We start from the raw sequence: 17,957 nt of genomic DNA, 5'->3' as shown, positions 1-17,957 counted from the left end.
TTTCATCTAATGAAGAAACATTTTCCTCTCATTGTAAAAATCTCGTTGATTGCTGTATATGTTATTTTTTTAGCTGGCTCTATTGTTCGTATGACAGGTTCAGGAATGGGATGTCCTGATTGGCCAAAGTGTTTTGGTTATTACATTCCTCCAACTTCTGAAGAGCAAATTACTTGGCAACCTAATTCTGAGTATAAAAAAGGGATGATTATCGTAAAAGATGAAGCCTTATTTGTAGCAGGTCACAATATTAAAACCTCTGATGAATTTAATGCTAATAACTGGGAAAAGTACACTAAACACGATTACGCTAAATTCAACAAATTTCATACTTGGACAGAGTATATTAACCGTTTAAGTTCTGCTTTGGCAGGAATTCCTTTTTTGTTTTTAATTTTTGTTTCTGTTAGGTTTTGGAAAGAAAACAAACAAATTACGCTTCTATCATTTGGTGCTTTCTTTTTGATGTTATTTGAAGCGTGGCTTGGTAAAACTGTAGTAGATTCAAACCTAAAACCAACAATTATCACCATTCATATGGTTGGTGGTTTAGTTATTGTTGCTTTGTTATTATGGTTGCTTTACATCGTTTCCGATCGAAAGAAAACATCTTATAAATACAATTCATTATTTAGTAAATTAGTAATTCTTTCAGCTGTATTTTCTCTAATTCAAATTGCTTTAGGAACTCAGGTACGCCAATTTATTGACGAACAAGTAAAACTACATGGATTTGAAAACAAACATTATAGCTTGATGGATCCAAATATAAAATTCTACATCCACCGTTCATTTACTATAGCTATTGTATTGGTAAACCTTGGGTTATTTTACTTAAATCAAGTAAAGAATTTAGGGTATAAACTGGTAAACTGGATTGTTTTCTTAATCTTTTTAGAAACGATTACGGGTATTTTAATGTACTATGCTGAATTTCCTTTAGGAACACAAGCGGTACACTTGTTATCGGGTGCTATTTTATTTGGATTGCAGTTTTATTTGTGGTTGCAATCGAAGAGAAAAAAAATGATTATAAAGAGATAATGAACTAGTGATTTAATGAGCTAATTAAATCATTCGCTCATTGACTAATTAGCTCATTGACTATTTTTCCACTCCAACGTTTCCATCATATGAATCATATCTTTTTTAATATATTCCACTGCTGGTAAAATAGAATCATAATTTGGTTTGGTATAAAAGAATAAAGACCCTTTTAAAAAGTGTTTAGAGCTATCTGTTGCATGAAACTGCACTTGTGAAGCAGCATTCCCTAAAATTTGATATAAACTCCCGTATACTTTCGTATTTGGATTTACATATTCTACTGGTGCCGTAATTTGATCTGCCTTAATAGCATGTTCAAATACTAATTTTTCAGATTCTATTAGCAACTCTCTTAAATTTCCTTCAATAGGTCGGTAGGTAATATCTACCGAGGCTTTTAAACTTGGGTACTCAACTTTTATCCAGTTTTTTGGCAAATCTTTAGTTTGAGCTATTTGAGCTATTTCAAACGCATAAGGTTTATTTAAATTTGTTTTCTTGTAAGTTTTTTCAGGATATTCTAAACTTAAATATCCCTTTGGTTTAGGCAAGGTTTCCTCACCACAACTTATTAAAAATATTGCTGATGTCAGCAAAAAGAGTTTACGCATTTCGGGTAACTTTTACTTGTTTTATACGTTTTTTAGCCAATGCTTCAATAGTAAACGTATAATTACTGAAGTTTATTTTTTCGCCTTTTTTGGGAAACTTTCCTGAGACCTCTAAAATAAAACCTGCAATGGTTTCACTTTCTCCTTTAGCCTCTTCAAACTTTTCCTCATCTTCATCTTCTAAGACACGGCAAAAATCTTTAATAGTTATTTTTCCTTCAAAAATATAGTTATTTTCATCAAGTTTCGAATAAGTGAGGTCTTCATCGTCAAATTCATCATTTATATCACCTACAATCTCTTCTATCACATCCTCTAACGTTACAATTCCACTAGTACCTCCATACTCATCAACTACAACTGCCAAGTGCTTTTTCTTCTCTTGAAATTCAACTAGCAAATCATCTAACTTTTTATTTTCTGGAACAAAAAATGGTTCTCTCAACAGTTTTTGCCACTTGAATGTTTTCTTATTCAGGTGTTCTAATAAATCCTTAGCATATAAAACCCCTGTAATATTATCAATACTTTCATGATATACTGGGTTTCTCGAGTACCCGTTCTTTAAAATAGTTTGCAGCACTTCTTCATAACTAGCTTCATCAGTTATTGCGCACACATCGGTTCGAGGTTTCATAATTTGTACCGTTTCAGTATTCCCAAAACTAACAATTCCTTCTAAAATTTTTTGTTCCTCTTTGGTTGTTGCATCATCTGATGTTAACTCCAACGCTTGCGACAACCGTTCTACAGAAAGGTTATTATTCTTATTACCGAGCTTATTTTCAACAACACTTGTTAATTTGATAAGCGGTAAACTCAAAGGCGTTAGTAAGGTATTTAATGCTTGAATCGGTTTTGCCATAAACTCAGCAAATTGTAATGATTTTCTACTAGCATACACTTTAGGTAACACTTCACCAAACAATAAAATTAAAAAGGTAATGAGTACTATTTCTATTAAAAAAAGGACAGATACATTGAAAAAATAGAAGTTCAATTCATAATCTAACCCTGCAAATAACACTTTACCAATATTTGCAAAAAGCAATACAATAAGAATATTAATAAAATTATTGGTGATTAAAATGGTTCCTAATAACTTTTTAGGATCTTTAAGTAGTTTTACTACAGTATTTTCTTCTTTAGAGTTTGCTGATAACTCATCTAATTCTGTTTGTGATATTGAAAAGAAAGCAACTTCAGTTCCTGAAACTAACGCAGAACAAATTAACAATAAAAGTAACAACAAACAGTTCATGGCGGTTAACCAATCAAAACTTGATAAAACTAAAAGTAAAGGGTCGGGTTCTGGATCCAATTTTTAAAATTTAATTAAACTAAAACGGTAAATCATCATCTTCTTCATTACTCATAGTTGGCGATGTCGTATTAGGACTTCCTTGCATAGGTTCTACACTCGATTGCGTGTTATTTGGGTCTTTTTTAGTTGATAAAAACGTCATGTCTTGTACATGAATTTCGGTTGTATATCTTTTTTGTCCATCAACCTCATACTGGCGTGTTTTTATACGTCCTTCACAATACACTCGATCTCCTTTAGTTAAGTATTTTTCACAAATTTCTGCCAATTTATTACGCACAACTACATTATGCCATTCAACATTTGTTATTCTTTCTCCTGTTTGACGATTCGTATAGGTTTCATTAGTTGCCAGAGGAAAGCGGCCTATAGAATTTCCTCCCTCAAAATAATGCATTTTAACCTCATCTCCTAAATGTCCTATTAAAATTACCTTATTAATTGTTCCTGCCATAGCATTATAGTTTAGTGTAAAATCAAATATACAAATTTTAAGATTCTTTGTTTAAAAATTCCTCTAAAAACTTATCAATTAACACAGGTACAGGACGTTCTTTAACTGTTGTCCAGTCTGTAGTTTCCGTATTTACATCCGTCGTTTTTACTACCCAAAACTTGGTAATTAAATGTTGGTGTGATAGCTTGTGGATAATATCATCAGTATTGAAAAGAGACACGGTCGTTTCTTTTGGAAAAAGTTTCTTAAACTGCTCACTTTCCATCAACTCATCTTCGGCTGTTTTCTTTTGTGTTTCTACCAAAGGAAACTGATATAACCCTTGCCAAATACCCTTCCCTTTTCTTTCCTCTAAAACGGTTTCGTTGTTTTCAGTTATTGGAACCAAGTAATTAAAGTATCTCTTTTTTACCTTTATCTTTTTTTCCTTCACAGGAAGTTCTTTCACCCTATTCTTAGCGAATGCTACACAACTATTTGCAAGCGGGCATTCGCTACACAGGGGATTTTGAGGCTTACAATGCAATGCTCCAAAATCCATTATAGCTTGGTTATATACTCCTGGTTGAGACACATCTATTAATGTTTGTGCTAATTCTTTAAACTCTTTAACTCCTTTGGTAGAATTAATTGGAGTAGCTATACCAAAATAACGCGAGAGAACTCTATAAACATTACCGTCTACTACAGCTACGGGCTCGTCATAACAAATCGAAGCAATAGCAGAAGCTGTGTAATCTCCTACTCCTTTTAACGTAAGCAACTCTTTATATGTTTTAGGAAACTCTCCTTTTAATTCGTTTGCTACAAACTTAGCAGTAAAATGTAAGTTTCTTGCTCGAGAATAATAGCCAAGTCCTTGCCATAACTTCAACACTTCGCTTTCATTTGCTTTAGCCAAAGCAAATACGGTTGGAAAAGCTTCTGTAAACTTTAAAAAATAAGGCAACCCTTGTGCTACACGGGTTTGTTGCAACATTATTTCACTCAACCAAACACGATACGGATCTTTTGTTTTTCTCCAAGGAAGACTCCTTTTATTTTCACTATACCAATAAATCAATTCTAAAACCACAAAAAAACACCCTTTAAATTAAAAAAAACACAAACTCTAAAAACACACTTACATTATTACCATAAAAACCAACCCAAACCAATAAAAAACACAACATAATGAGTTTTTTTTTAAAAAAAAGTAGGGAACAAACACTTTAAACTGTTATTACTTCATAACAATGAAGGGGAAAAATTTCTTTTTTTCCGGGTACTAATTTAAATAATTTAATTAATGAAATCTAAATTCATGCTAACGCTATTTATAGTGTTACTTGGGCGAATAACGCATGCTCAAGAAAAAAGTATTTCTGGTACAGTTTCCGACACTACTGGCCCTCTCCCAGGTGTTACTGTTTTGATTAAAAACACAACCAAAGGAACTGAGACAGATTTTGATGGGAATTACACCATAAAAGTAAACCAAGGAGATGTACTTGTTTTCAGTTTTATTGGTAAAAAAACGACTGAAGTAAAAGTACAAAACCAATCCGTCATCAATTTGGTATTAGAAGATGATTCTAACATTCTTAACGAAGTAGAAGTCATTGCTACTGGATATGACAAAATCAATAAAAAATCATTTGCCGGTTCTGCGGTGTCTGTAGGTATAGACGATTTAAAACTCGATGGAGTTGTAGATGTTACACGCATGTTAGAAGGTAGGGTTGCAGGTGTTAATATTCAAAATATTTCTGGTACTTTTGGTGCAGCACCAAAAATTACAATTAGGGGTAACTCTTCAATTTTTGGTAACAACACGCCTTTATACGTAATAGACGGTGTTGTTCAGGAAGATATAATTGAAACCGATTTAGATCAATTAGCTTCAGGGAATGCTGAAACCCTACTAAGCTCATCAATAGCTGGTATAAATGCTAATGATATTAAAAAAATTGATATTTTAAAAGATGCTTCCGCTACCTCTTTATACGGTGCTAGAGCGCGTAATGGAGTAGTAGTTATTACTACAAAAAATGGTAGAAAATCATCTCCTATAAAAATTAATTACAGCTTAGAACAAACGGTAAGTGATATTCCTGATTACTCACAATTTGACATTCTAAATTCAAAAGAGAATTTTAGTATTTTAAAAGAGCTAGAATCTAAAGGCTTTTTAGAATTACCTAATGTAGCTCAAGCAAGATACGGAGGTGTGTACTACATAGCAGCAGACAAAACTAACACTTACGATCCTTTAACAGGGGAATTTGCTTTAGAGAACACTCCCGAAGCTAGAAATAAATTTTTCCAACAATACGAACTAGCAAATACAAACTGGTTTAAAACTTTATTCAGAAGATCTATTAGTCAAAACCACTCTTTAAATATTACTGGTGGTGGAGATAACAATGCTTTTTATTCCTCTATCAGTTTTTTCAATGATCCAGGATGGACCATTGCTGAAAAGGTTAACAGACTCACTTTTAATTTGAAAAACACTTTCTATTTATCTGATAAGTTTAACCTAACTTTTGCTTCAAATGCTTCTATTAGAAAACAAAAAGCCCCGGGTACATTTTCTAGACAAACAGATTCTTTTAACGGAGATGTATCAAGAGACTTTGACATTAACCCATTTAGTTATGCATTGAATACCTCAAGAACATTAAGACCTAGAGACAACAATGGAAACTTAGAATACTACAGAAACAACTGGGCTAATTTCAACATTCTAGAAGAAACGGAAAACAACTACATGGATATTGATGTTAAAGATGTAAGGTTTCAAATTGATGCTTCTTATAAGTTGGCAGATAAACTTACATACGACTTTAATTCAGCCGCTAGATATGTAAACAGCACAATAGAGCACAATATAAAGGAAAATTCTAACGTAGTAGGAGCTTACAATGCTGACGAAACTACTATTGTTAGAGATGCAAACATCTTTTTATATACAGATCCTAACAATCCAGATGCATTACCAATATCTGTACTTCCAAATGGGGGTATATACATAAAAACAGACAATACCTTAACTTCGTACTACTTGAGAAACAGCTTAACCTATAAAGATGTTTACAACGAGAAACACGGACTTGATGCTTTTATTGGTCAGGAATTAAGATACGTTGATAGAGATAGAAATAGCTTTACAGGCTATGGCTTACAGTTTGGCAATGGTTACACTCCTTTTACTGACCCAAGAATACTAGAGAAAATTATTACTCAAGGAGACGATTATTATTCTATTTCTCAAGAAAGAGAAAGAACAGTCGCTTTCTTTGGTAAAGCAACTTACTCATATGACGACAAGTATATTTTCTCTTTAACAGGAAGATATGATGGATCTAACAGACAAGGAAAAAGCTCAAGTTCAAGATGGTTACCAACAGGTTCTGTAAGTGCAAAATGGAATGCAAAAGAAGAAAATTTTTTAAAAGATTCTGATGTAATAAGCAATTTAAGCTTTAGAACATCTTATGGTTTAGTAGCAACTCCTGGTAGTGCGACTAATGCTTCCGCTATTTTTAGAAGTATAATAACAGACAGATTATCACCGCAAGATAGAGAAACCTATTTAAATATTGCCGCGTTGCAAAACTCAGAGTTAACATGGGAAAAACAATACGAATTAAACTTTGGTGTTGATTTATCTATGTTTAACAACAAGGTATCATTGAGTGCCGATGTGTACAAAAGAGATATTTTTGACAATGTTGATTTTGTAAGAACTTCTGGTATCGGAGGGCAATTTATTAAGCAAGGTAACAACGCCGATGTTGAGTCGAAAGGTTTTGAACTTAGTTTAAACACTAAAAACATTGTTACCGACAACTTTAGTTGGTCTACCACCTTCAACGTCTCATACATAAATCAAAAAATTACAAATCTTGAAAACAAACCTATTGCTTTAGACTTAGTAGATGCTACAGGAGCTAATATAGAAGGGTATCCTATCAATTCGTTGTTTTCATATAAGTTTGAAGGATTAGACAATAGAGGTTTACCAACATTTAAACTACCTGAAGGCTCAAACCCTAGTACGGGTGCTGATTTTCAAGACACAGAAAATTTAACCGATTATTTAGTATATGAAGGCTCTGTAGACCCTAATATCTCTGTTGGTTTATCTAATACTTTTAAATATAAAAATTGGAATTTAAATGTTTTGATAACAGGAGCTGGTGGCAACAAAATAAGACTAAACCCTTCTTTTTCTAGCCGATACTCAGATTTAAATGTATTTTCAAGACAAATGCTTTCAAGATGGCAAAACCCAGGTGATGAAAACCTTACAAACGTTCCTGTTATTGCAAGCACAAGTATGGTTGAAAGTATTGATAGAATTGAAAGAGCATACAACGCCTATAACTATTCAACAGAGCGCGTTGCTGATGGTGACTTCTTACGAATGAAGAGTATTTCTTTAGGTTATAATTTTAATAAAGATTTTACAGACAAATTAGGACTGTCTAATTTTAGTTTAAAATTCCAAGGAACTAATTTATTCTTACTTTATTCAGACTCAAAACTACGCGGTCAAGATCCTGAATTTTATAGCGTAGGTGGTGTAGCCCTTCCTATTAGAAGGCAATTTACGATGTCAGTTAACTTAGGTATATAAAAAAACAATCATATGTTAAGAAATAAAATAAAAATATTAGTAATTACTGCAGCCTCATTTCTGGTTGGGTGTAATGACTACCTTTCTGAATTACCAGACAATAGAACCGTTATTGATTCTAAAGAAAAAATATCTCAACTATTAACAGGTGCTTATCCTAGCGGTAATTTTCAGTTAATTACGGAAATAATGTCCGATAACGTCAGTGAAAAGAACATTAATGGAGGAGGTCAACTAGACACTGAAATGTATAAGTGGGAAGACTCTAACCTTGATGATAGAGATGCTCCTAATTTTTATTGGAACAGTTGCTATGAAGCTATTTCACAAGCCAACCAAGCAATTCAATCTAGTAACGATTTAATAAGTCAAGACTCAAAATTAGATTTAGATCAACAACTTGGTGAAGGCCGCCTAACAAGAGCTTATGCTCACTTTATGTTAGTAAGTTTATGGGGAAAAGCTTACGACCCAGCTACCGCTAACTCTGATTTAGGAATTCCATACATTCTAAAACCAGAAACTTCTCTTATTGTTAAATACAAAAGAAATACGGTGCAAGAAGTATATGATTTAATAGAGGAAGATTTACTTTCTGGTATAGCCAGCTTAGAAGCTACAAACATTAGTTATGACGAACCAAAATTTCATTTTACTAAAGATGCTGCCTATGCTTTTGCCGCAAGGTTTTATTTACAAAAAGGAGATTGGGATAACGTTATAAAATACAGCTCAAAGGTTCTTCTAAATCCTGCTGAAGAAATTAGAGATATGGAAGCGTACAGAGCGCTTTCTTATTCTGAAAACGGTAGAGCTTATGCTAATGCGAACGAAAAAACAAATATTTTAGTTGCTTCAACATCTTCTATTTGGCAAAGAACCTTTGCTTCATCTAGGTATGGTTTAAGCATCGACAAGGCAAATGAATTATTTTTTAGTGGTGCTGGAAACCCTTTTAACAAGAGTTGGAGTTATGCTGTTTTTGGAACTGACGTAGTTTATAACCTTCCTAAATATAGCGAATACTTTAGGTTCACAAATCAGAGTGCAGGAATAGGGCTTCCTTTTGTAGCTATTGTATTATTTGATAAAGACGAAGTTTTATTAAATAGAGCAGAAGCCTATGTAATGAAAGAAAACTACAATGCTGCATTGAACGATTTAACTACTTTTTTAAGTAAAAAAACACGTAGCTATGATCCTTCTACAGACATTTTAACATCTGATATTGTAGAAGACAAGTATCCTTTTGTAGCGAACGAATACACTCCTTTTTATTCTTTAACAGAAAAGCAATTTTCACATGTTAAGGCTATTTCAGAATATAAAAGAAGAGAATATTACCATGAAGGTTTAAGATGGTTTGATATAAAAAGGTTTCATATAGAAGTAACGAGAAACTTTGACAATCAACCAATCACTTTAACAAAAAATGACAATCGAAGAGAAATTCAAATTCCTTTAACGGCAAGAAATTTCGGAGTTGAACCTAATCCAAGATAATTTATTATGAAAAAAGCATATGTATTAATCAGTTTATTTTCTCTTTCAATGTTATATAATTGTAACAACGTTGAAGATTCATTAGAAAATAGTGCTATCGATATTTCTCAACCGCAATTAAACGATACCGATACCTGGTTGAGATCAAATTACACAACTCCTTTTAACATAGAAGTTTTGTATAAGTGGAGTATTAATAAGGTAGACTTTAACAGGTACCTATACCCTCCAACAATAGACAAGGTAAAACCTGCTATGGAAGCGGTTAAAACAATTTGGCTAGACACATACTCGAAAGTAGCTGGAGAAGACTTTGTAAAAAAAATAGCTCCAAGAGAAATTCTTTTAGTTGGAGGTATTAACAGAAACCCTTCTGGTACTATTACTTTAGGTTTAGCTGAGGGTGGAAAACGTATTACTTTCTTCAATACCGACTTAGTTGACCTTAAGGACAAAGATCAATTAATTAGGTTTGTATCTACTATTCAACACGAGTATTGTCATATTATTAATCAAACAGTACCTTTTGATGAAGATGCTTTTGGTAAAATTACACCTACTGGATATACCGCACAATGGTTTAATAGTTCAATTTCAGAAGCAAGAGAATTAGGTTTTATATCAGACTATGCTAGATCGAATGTTACAGAAGATTTTGCAGAAATGGTAACCGCTTTATTATCTTACGACAACACAGAATACAATGCTATTATAGATGCCATATCAAGCGATGAGGCAAAAGAAAGTATACGAGCTAAAGAAGCTATTATAGCAAACTATTTCAAATCTGAATTTGATATTGACATCTATGAACTACAAAAAGTAGCTGCTGAAAATATTTTAAAAGTTTTAAATTAAAAATAACATGAATAATTTTAAATATATAGCATTATTTATATTATTTACAACTCTATGGTCTTGTAACGACAATGAAGTTGATAATATATTTAATGACACACCAACAGAAAGGTTAAACAAAAGAAAAGAAGAACTAAAAGCCCTTCTAAAATCTTCAGATCAAGGATGGAAAACTACTTATTTTACAGATGACAGTCAGTTAGGAGGCTATACTTTCTTGATGAAGTTTACCGACAATCAAGTAGAAATGGCATCAGATTTTAATGATGAAGTTACTACAGAAACCAGTGAATGGGATATTTTACTAGGAGCCACTGTAAAACTATCTTTTACTACTAGAAATAAAATTCATTCGCTTTCAGACTCAAACAATGCACCTACTAGTGACTTATCAGGTCAAGGATACAAAGGAAGCTTTGAGTTTTTGTACTACGGTACAGAAAATGATGAGATAATTTTTAGAACAGTAAAAGATTTTACTGAAGTTCGATTTAAAAAAGCTTCTGAAAATGACTGGACTAACTTCCAGAACTATCAAAATATGAAGAATTTCTTAAACGATTCTTCAGGTCACTTAGCGTACCAAATAGATAGTAAAGTATACAATTTTTCTTATAACGGTAAAAACGCCATAAGGTTTGCTACTAACTTAGAAGGGGATGCTAGTTTAAACTTTGGTGTTGGATTTTCTTCAGATGGAATAATAGTTTCACCAGCTATTGATGTAAATGGTACAAAGTATGCTGAATTTACATTGAATGAAGCAGAAAGTAAATATGTTTCTTTAGATGGAAACTTTTCTATTACAATTGTAACAAGTCCACTAGATATGTCAGTTGTATGGAGAACTCAAATTAATCCTACTCTTAACTCAGCCTCTTTTATTCAATCATTTAATGATGTAAAAACTGCACACGATGCTGTTTTTCCTACTTTACCCTTAGGTGACATAATTGCCTTTGGAGACGGAGAGATTGTTTATGATTTAGGAGGACGCTTTGTAGCTATTCATAACATGTCGTATTCAGGAGTACTCGGAGATGAAACTCTATTAACCATAGGTAAACAAACGCCTGGTTTAAATTGGAGTTTCGTACCACATATCAACCCTATGGTAGATCTAATAGTTGGAAAAGCGCCATATAAAGTACAATCAATAAACCCTGATGTGGCTAGGTTAACTAGTGAAAGTGATCCAAATTTTTGGTTTATTATTATTAAGTAAAAACCTTGTTTTCATTAAACTTACCCAAAAAACAATTGTTTTTTGGGTTTTTTATTCTTATTTTTTCCGGAATGAATTAATTATCATATATTTGCACCCTCAATTTTTAAAAGAAAACAAACAAAATATATTTATAATGACAAAAGCAGATATCGTATCTAAGATTTCAGATAAGAGCGGAATTGAAAAAGCGGATGTTTTAGCGACTGTTGAAGCATTTATGGAAGAAGTAAAAGATGCATTAGAGAATGGTGATAATGTATATTTAAGAGGTTTTGGTAGCTTCATTATTAAAACTAGAGCAGAAAAAACAGGTAGAAATATTTCTAAAAATACGACTATCAAGATTCCTGCACACAACATACCTGCTTTTAAGCCTTCAAAAGTATTTACTGAAGGGGTAAAAACAAAAGTAGCTGTAAAGTAATTAAAAAAGTATTAACCCAAAACCTTTGTCCTTAAGGTTTTACAAAACATTTTAACTATGCCAAGTGGTAAAAAAAGAAAGAGAGCTAAGATCTCTACGCACAAAAGAAAGAAAAGAGCAAGAGCAAATCGTCATAAGAAAAAGTAAGCAATAGCTTACTTTTTCGTTGCTTTTATAAGCTACGTTCATTGACATTAAGGTTTTAACACCTTAAAAATGGTATAAACAATATACCTGTTTACAAATTTTAATCCGTCTTCGTAAATTTTACGTTGGCACAAAACCATGTTCAGAATGAAAACAGAATTAATAATTCGTTCCAATTCTTCTGATATTGATTTCGCCTTACTAAGAGATGGTAAACTTATTGAGTTAAACAAAGAAACAAGCGACAATAATTTTTCAGTCGGTGATATTTTTCTTGCTAAAATAGGAAAAGTAATGACTGGTTTAAATGCCGCTTTTGTGAATGTTGGATATCCTAAAGATGGTTTTTTACACTACCACGATTTAGGTCCACAGGTACAATCTTTAAATAAATTCATTAAGAAAGTAAGCACAGGTAATTACAAAGAATTCACTTTTAAAAACTTCCGATTTGAAGAAGACATCAACAAAGATGGAAGTATTAATGATGTACTAAAATCAGGTCAAAATTTATTAGTACAAATTGTAAAAGAACCTATATCTACCAAAGGTCCGCGTATTAGTTCGGAACTTTCTATTGCAGGTAGATTTTTAGTTTTAGTTCCTTTTTCTAACCGCATATCGGTATCGCAAAAAATTGCAGATCCAAAAGAAAAGGAGCGTTTAAAAAAATTAGCAAAAAGTATCAAGCCTAAAGGGTTTGGACTTATTTTACGTACTGTTGCCGAAGGCAAAAAGGTTGCAGAACTTGACAAAGACTTACAAAACTCTCTTGACCGTTGGAAAACTATGTGTAAACGTATATCCAATAACAACACCCCAACAAAAATATTAAGTGAGTTAAACAGAGCATCTTCTATCTTGAGAGATGTTATGAACGATTCTTTTACAAGTATAGTTACCAACGATGAAACTCTTAAGGTTGAAATTAAAGAGTACTTACAAGAAATATATCCTGAGAAGGAAAACATTGTAAGACATCATCGTTCTGACGTACCTATTTTTGAAAAATATGGTATTGAACGACAAATAAAAACATCGTTTGGTAAAACAGTTTCTATGAGTAAGGGAGCCTATTTAGTTATTGAACACACCGAAGCTTTACATGTTATAGATGTAAATAGTGGTAACCGTTCTAACAAGTCCTTAAACCAAGAAGAAACTGCTTTAGAAGTCAATTTAATTGCCGCCAGTGAAATTGCTCGTCAGTTACAATTACGAGATATGGGTGGAATTATTGTTGTTGACTTTATTGATATGAAATCTGCTGAAAACAGACAGAAGTTATATCAACATTTAAAAGATGCGATGTCTTTAGACCGTACTAAACATAAAATTTTACCTCCAAGTAAATTTGGTTTAGTTCAAATTACAAGACAACGTGTACGACCTGAATTAGAGATAAAGACACGTGAACCAAACCCAAATAAAAATGGAGAGGTAGAAGCTCCTATTGTCTTATTAGACATAATAGAAGCTGAATTAGAACGCATACTAAATAGCGGTAAGAAATATAAAGAAATCACATTAAATGTGCATCCGTTTATCGCTGCTTATTTAACAAAAGGCGTCAATTCAATCCGTTTTAAATGGTTTGTTCAACACAAAAAGTGGATTAAAATATTACCTAGAGATGCTTACCAGTACTTACAATATAAGTTCTATTTAAAAAAGAATAAAAAAAGTAAGTAAGGCAATCTTATTATGAAATAAAAATCCCGTATCAAACGATACGGGATTTTTTTGTTTCTAAAACCAAAAACCAAGGTTAAATAACCAATAGTGATCTGAATGGTCTGGAGACCATGTATATTTTAATTCTATAGGACCTAAAAACGTTTCTACACTATATCCTACTGCGTATCCAGACTTAGTATCTTTAAACAAATTTCCACCCTCAAATATATCTTCCTCCACACGTGCATAATTGGCTATGAACATTGCATAATGCTTTTTATAAACCTCATAACGTAAGTTAAATTCTGATCTTAAATAAGACTGATTATTTAAACCTCCTGTATCATAACCATACATAGGAATGAAATTGTTAATATAGTTTTGGTTGTATCCACCCAAGCGATAATCAAATATTTCAAACGATTTTTTTCCTAACGTGTACCCTGCTTGTGAAGTGTACTGAAATGTTAATTTATCAAAAAAAGTGGTTGCAAACCCTAGTGTTCCTCCCAGTTGAGAAAATTGATGAAAAGACTCGCTATTTTCTATCATCTCATTTAATCTATGGTTTCTATCCGACCATAAAAACCATTTAAACCCAATATCTGCATAAAACCCTTTTGTAGGAAACATTTCTTTATTATAGGTATCTAATTTTAAAAACGCAAAGGTGTTTATGTAGTTGCTTTTATCAAAAAAATCTTCTTTTCCTTCTGTTGAAATATTTCTTGTACTTGCATTTATATTTTTATGTTCTGTTCCAATACCTATAGCAAATTTCTTATCAAAAGTTGTTTGTAAATACAATGAGGTTGAAAAGTCTCTATATTTCCCGTTTATAAGTCCAATATCATATATAAAATCACTATTAAAAGTATTATACCGCGTACTAAACCCATAGCTTGGCAATAAACCATTATCAATAAAATATTCTACGTTATACCTTATTTTATCTCCCACACCAACATCTAATGAAAACTCATCATTTTGGAAAAGCATTTTTTTGTGGTTGTAATTTAGTAGTACGGCTGATTTGTATAGTAAATCGTAATGCAATCCTAACCTTAAAAACGATTGTACTTTTTCTTCTTTAACGGTTAGTTCAAGCTTTTTTCCTTGAAAAGATTTTTCAAAATGATAATCTATTCTTTTAAAGTTTTTTGATGCAGTTAGCGTATTTATTTTTTTAGACACTTCTTTATATGAAACACTGTCACCTTCACGTAACTGTAGTTTCCCTAAAATATAATTGTTTGTGTAGTTTTTATTTCCTTTTATAATGATTCTATCAACCAAAAACCTTTTTCCTTTAGGAGTTATTTTTGAAATTTTCCTTTTTTGAGGTTGCATTTTTGCTATGCTATCAAAAACTACCCTGTACATTTTAGCTGTTTTTTCTCCTTCTGCTAAAATCTCATTCTTTACATCGAATGAGATAACACTGTAATCAATTACATTAGGTCTTATATAAATATCTAATAATTCAACTTGTTCATCAGACTTTTTATACATCTGAAAATTAACAATTTGCAACAGCAATGATGCTATAGATACTAACTCTTCTCTTTTTAACAACTCACCTTGCACACTAACACCAATAACTATGTCTACACCTTTCTTTTTCATAACGTCCACAGGAAAATTGTTTACAACTCCCCCATCTACCAATAATTTCCCCTCAATATCCACAGGGTTTAATAATGAAGGAAATGCAGCACTTGCTCTTAAAGCTAAAGGTAACGACCCGCTTTCTAAAACTTCTTCTTCTCCTGTTTCTATATTTGTTCCTATACAATAGAAAGGAATCGGTAGTTTTGAAAAATCGGTGATTTCGTCAACAGGAGCTAGCAGTTCTGTTAAAAAATTCAATACGTTTTGCCCTTTAGACAATCCTAAAGGCAACCCTAAGTTGCCTTTTTTTATCGGTAAAGAAATCGCGTATTTTTCTCCGTGTTCTTTTCTAAAAAAAGGTTTTTCTCTTCTAGAGACTTTATCCTGTAATAAATCCATAAAGTCTGTTTTAACAACAGCCTCTTCAATTTGATCCGCAGTATATCCAGAAGCATAGAGCCCACCAACAATAGCCCCCATACTTGTCCCTCCAATATAATCTATTTGTACTCCTGCTCTTTCTAGCTCTTTTAAAATACCTATATGGGCAATTCCTTTGGCTCCACCACCACTAAGTACCAAACCTACCTTAGGTTGATCTTGTGCCAACATAAGTACTGGAATAAATAATAAAATTAACAACTTTTTCATTCTTCTTTTTTTTGATAGTGTTTGTATATTTTTTGAGCTCTAGCATTGCCTACGACTTCTTTTAACTCTTCTAAAGTAGCAGCTTTAACTCTTTTCGCTGACTTAAACTTGCGTAATAAATTAGTTATCGTTTGCTTACCTACATCTGGAATTTGCTCTAATTCTGATTGTATAGCACTTTTACTTCGTTTGTTTCTGTGAAAAGTAATTCCAAAACGGTGTGCTTCATTACGTAAATATTGGATAATTTTAAGCGTTTCTGATTTTTTATCTAAATATAACGGAACCGGATCTCCTGGGTAAAAAATCTCCTCCAATCTTTTTGCAATACCAATAATAGCTATGTTTCCTCTTAAACCTAAAGCATCTAAACTTTTTAAAGCAGAGGATAATTGCCCTTTTCCTCCATCAATTACTATTAACTGTGGCAAAGGTTGTGCTTCATCTAATAACCGCTTATACCTTCTATATACCACTTCTTCCATCGATGCAAAATCATCAGGCCCTTCAACTGTTTTGATATTAAAATGGCGATAGTCTTTTTTACTTGGTTTTCCATCTTTAAAAACCACACAGGCGGCAACAGGATTTGTTCCTTGGATATTTGAGTTATCAAAACATTCTATATGACGAGGTTCTTTTCCTAATCGTAAATCTTTTTGCATTTGCGCCATGATTCTTTTTACATGACGATCAGGATCTACAATTTTTATCTGCTTAAACTGTTCTTGACGGTAAAACTTTGCATTACGTTCAGACAGTTCTACAATACGTTTTTTGTCTCCTAATTTTGGTATGGTAACTTTAACATCTTTACCCACATTCACTTTAAACGGAACAAAAATTTCTCGTGATAACGAATGAAAACGCTGACGAGTTTCCACAATAAACAACTCTAAAAGCTCCTTATCTGTTTCCTCTAGTTTTTTCTTAATCTCTGTGGTATATGATTGCACTATTGAGCCATTCATTATCTTGAAAAAGTTTGCATACCCATGCGATTCATCAGAAATGATAGAAAACACATCCACGTTATTAATTGATGGATTCACTATTGTTGATTTGGCTTGATAGTTTTGTAAAGACGCTAATTTCTCTTTGATTTTTTGTGCCTCTTCAAATCGCATATCAGCAGCAAAGTCAAGCATTATCTTTTCAAACTGTTGCAAACTCTCTTTAAAATTTCCTTTTATGATGTTTCTAATTGCTCTGATATCCTCTAAGTAATCCTCCTCCGTTTGATATCCTTCACAAGGTCCTTTACAATTCCCTAAATGATATTCTAAGCAAACTTTATACTTATCAGTATCAATCTTTTCTTGACTTAAGTCATAATTACAAGTACGTAGGGGGTATAATTCTTTAATTAAATCCAACAACGCATGTACTGTACGCACATTAGTATAAGGCCCAAAATACTCCGATCCGTCTTTAATTACTCTTCTTGTAGAAAATATCCGCGGAAATCGCTCTTTTTTAATACAAATCCATGGATATGTCTTATCATCTTTTAACAAGACATTATATCGTGGTTTGTATTTTTTTATCAAATTATTTTCAAGGAGTAATGCATCTGTTTCTGTATCAACCACCACATGTTCTATTCGAACAATTTTTTTGACTAAAACGCGTGTTTTACCATTTTCGTGATTCTTAGTAAAATAAGACGAAACTCGTTTTTTTAAATTCTTAGCTTTTCCAACATAAATAATCGTATCATCTTTATCAAAATATTGATAAACTCCTGGCGAATTTGGTAATGTTTTTATTTGAAGTTCGAGTGATGTTGGCATAC

The 17,957-nt window shown here is 32.4% G+C and carries 13 protein-coding genes; 7 read left to right on the top strand and 6 right to left on the bottom strand.

Annotated elements, in window-relative coordinates:
• The first annotated feature begins 9 nt into the window (after positions 1–9).
• Positions 10–1,044, top strand: a complete 1,035-nt coding sequence (locus ACN0WY_RS00565; protein WP_330488867.1) for a COX15/CtaA family protein — start codon at positions 10–12, stop codon at positions 1,042–1,044.
• Between the two features lie 53 nt (positions 1,045–1,097).
• Here ACN0WY_RS00565 and gldD read toward each other — a convergent pair whose 3' ends face one another.
• From gldD to mutY, 4 genes are read right to left on the bottom strand one after another with little or no spacing between them, the layout of a single operon-like run.
• On the bottom strand, positions 1,098–1,658 hold the full coding sequence (gldD, locus tag ACN0WY_RS00560) for a gliding motility lipoprotein GldD (protein ID WP_330488866.1): 561 nt from the start codon (positions 1,656–1,658) through the stop codon (positions 1,098–1,100).
• On the bottom strand, positions 1,651–2,979 hold the full coding sequence (gldE, locus tag ACN0WY_RS00555; protein WP_417799215.1) for a gliding motility-associated protein GldE: 1,329 nt from the start codon (positions 2,977–2,979) through the stop codon (positions 1,651–1,653). The genes gldD and gldE overlap by 8 nt, the downstream gene beginning before the upstream one ends.
• A 19-nt stretch (positions 2,980–2,998) precedes the next feature.
• Complete coding sequence (locus ACN0WY_RS00550) at positions 2,999–3,436, bottom strand: single-stranded DNA-binding protein (RefSeq protein WP_417799214.1); 438 nt, start codon at positions 3,434–3,436, stop codon at positions 2,999–3,001.
• A gap of 37 nt (positions 3,437–3,473) precedes the next feature.
• Positions 3,474–4,514 (bottom strand): A/G-specific adenine glycosylase, encoded by a 1,041-nt coding sequence (gene mutY / locus ACN0WY_RS00545; RefSeq protein WP_417799213.1) that lies wholly within the window; start codon positions 4,512–4,514, stop codon positions 3,474–3,476.
• A gap of 213 nt (positions 4,515–4,727) precedes the next feature.
• On the opposite strand from mutY, the gene ACN0WY_RS00540 reads away from it, so the two are divergent.
• The 6 genes from ACN0WY_RS00540 to ACN0WY_RS00515 all read left to right on the top strand — a co-directional run bounded on the left by ACN0WY_RS00540 (position 4,728) and on the right by ACN0WY_RS00515 (position 13,915).
• The gene (locus ACN0WY_RS00540) at positions 4,728–8,063 is read left to right on the top strand and encodes a SusC/RagA family TonB-linked outer membrane protein (RefSeq protein ID WP_417799212.1); all 3,336 of its coding nucleotides are present in this window, start codon (positions 4,728–4,730) and stop codon (positions 8,061–8,063) included.
• A gap of 12 nt (positions 8,064–8,075) precedes the next feature.
• Positions 8,076–9,566 carry a RagB/SusD family nutrient uptake outer membrane protein gene (locus tag ACN0WY_RS00535; protein ID WP_330488861.1) on the top strand — a complete coding sequence of 497 codons (1,491 nt, stop codon included), beginning with the start codon at positions 8,076–8,078 and terminating at the stop codon, positions 9,564–9,566.
• A 6-nt stretch (positions 9,567–9,572) separates the two neighbouring features.
• A complete protein-coding gene (locus tag ACN0WY_RS00530; protein ID WP_330488860.1) occupies positions 9,573–10,424 on the top strand; it encodes a substrate import-associated zinc metallohydrolase lipoprotein in 852 nt (283 codons plus the stop codon).
• Positions 10,425–10,431: 7 nt separating this feature from the next.
• On the top strand, positions 10,432–11,649 hold the full coding sequence (locus ACN0WY_RS00525) for a DUF4302 domain-containing protein (protein ID WP_330488859.1): 1,218 nt from the start codon (positions 10,432–10,434) through the stop codon (positions 11,647–11,649).
• Between the two features lie 136 nt (positions 11,650–11,785).
• Positions 11,786–12,076: an HU family DNA-binding protein gene (locus ACN0WY_RS00520; RefSeq protein ID WP_047787990.1), complete on the top strand. Its 291-nt coding sequence runs from the start codon at positions 11,786–11,788 to the stop codon at positions 12,074–12,076.
• Positions 12,077–12,370: 294 nt separating this feature from the next.
• On the top strand, positions 12,371–13,915 hold the full coding sequence (locus tag ACN0WY_RS00515; RefSeq protein ID WP_330488858.1) for a ribonuclease E/G: 1,545 nt from the start codon (positions 12,371–12,373) through the stop codon (positions 13,913–13,915).
• Positions 13,916–13,972: 57 nt separating this feature from the next.
• Here ACN0WY_RS00515 and ACN0WY_RS00510 read toward each other — a convergent pair whose 3' ends face one another.
• Both ACN0WY_RS00510 and uvrC read right to left on the bottom strand, forming a co-directional pair.
• A complete protein-coding gene (locus ACN0WY_RS00510; protein WP_417799211.1) occupies positions 13,973–16,162 on the bottom strand; it encodes a patatin-like phospholipase family protein in 2,190 nt (729 codons plus the stop codon).
• Positions 16,159–17,955 carry an excinuclease ABC subunit UvrC gene (gene uvrC / locus ACN0WY_RS00505; RefSeq protein ID WP_417799210.1) on the bottom strand — a complete coding sequence of 599 codons (1,797 nt, stop codon included), beginning with the start codon at positions 17,953–17,955 and terminating at the stop codon, positions 16,159–16,161. Before uvrC ends, ACN0WY_RS00510 begins: the two co-directional genes overlap by 4 nt.
• Positions 17,956–17,957 lie beyond the last annotated feature (2 nt).

The sequence above is a fragment of the Tenacibaculum sp. genome, from assembly GCF_048269885.1.
Taxonomy (GTDB): domain Bacteria; phylum Bacteroidota; class Bacteroidia; order Flavobacteriales; family Flavobacteriaceae; genus Polaribacter.
The sequence above is the reverse complement of the archived record's forward strand: the minus strand, read 5'-3'. Positions and strand labels throughout refer to the sequence as shown.

Excerpts from the sequence above, each read along its gene's own strand:
- ACN0WY_RS00520 (WP_047787990.1), top strand. The coding sequence starts at position 11,786 with ATGACAAAAGCAGATATCGTATCTAAGATTTCAGATAAGAGCGGAATT.
- gldD (WP_330488866.1), bottom strand. The coding sequence starts at position 1,658 with ATGCGTAAACTCTTTTTGCTGACATCAGCAATATTTTTAATAAGTTGT.
- ACN0WY_RS00515 (WP_330488858.1), top strand. The coding sequence starts at position 12,371 with ATGAAAACAGAATTAATAATTCGTTCCAATTCTTCTGATATTGATTTC.
- ACN0WY_RS00540 (WP_417799212.1), top strand. The coding sequence starts at position 4,728 with ATGAAATCTAAATTCATGCTAACGCTATTTATAGTGTTACTTGGGCGA.
- ACN0WY_RS00550 (WP_417799214.1), bottom strand. The coding sequence starts at position 3,436 with ATGGCAGGAACAATTAATAAGGTAATTTTAATAGGACATTTAGGAGAT.
- ACN0WY_RS00565 (WP_330488867.1), top strand. The coding sequence starts at position 10 with ATGAAGAAACATTTTCCTCTCATTGTAAAAATCTCGTTGATTGCTGTA.
- ACN0WY_RS00525 (WP_330488859.1), top strand. The coding sequence starts at position 10,432 with ATGAATAATTTTAAATATATAGCATTATTTATATTATTTACAACTCTA.
- ACN0WY_RS00535 (WP_330488861.1), top strand. The coding sequence starts at position 8,076 with ATGTTAAGAAATAAAATAAAAATATTAGTAATTACTGCAGCCTCATTT.
- ACN0WY_RS00530 (WP_330488860.1), top strand. The coding sequence starts at position 9,573 with ATGAAAAAAGCATATGTATTAATCAGTTTATTTTCTCTTTCAATGTTA.
- uvrC (WP_417799210.1), bottom strand. The coding sequence starts at position 17,955 with ATGCCAACATCACTCGAACTTCAAATAAAAACATTACCAAATTCGCCA.
- ACN0WY_RS00510 (WP_417799211.1), bottom strand. The coding sequence starts at position 16,162 with ATGAAAAAGTTGTTAATTTTATTATTTATTCCAGTACTTATGTTGGCA.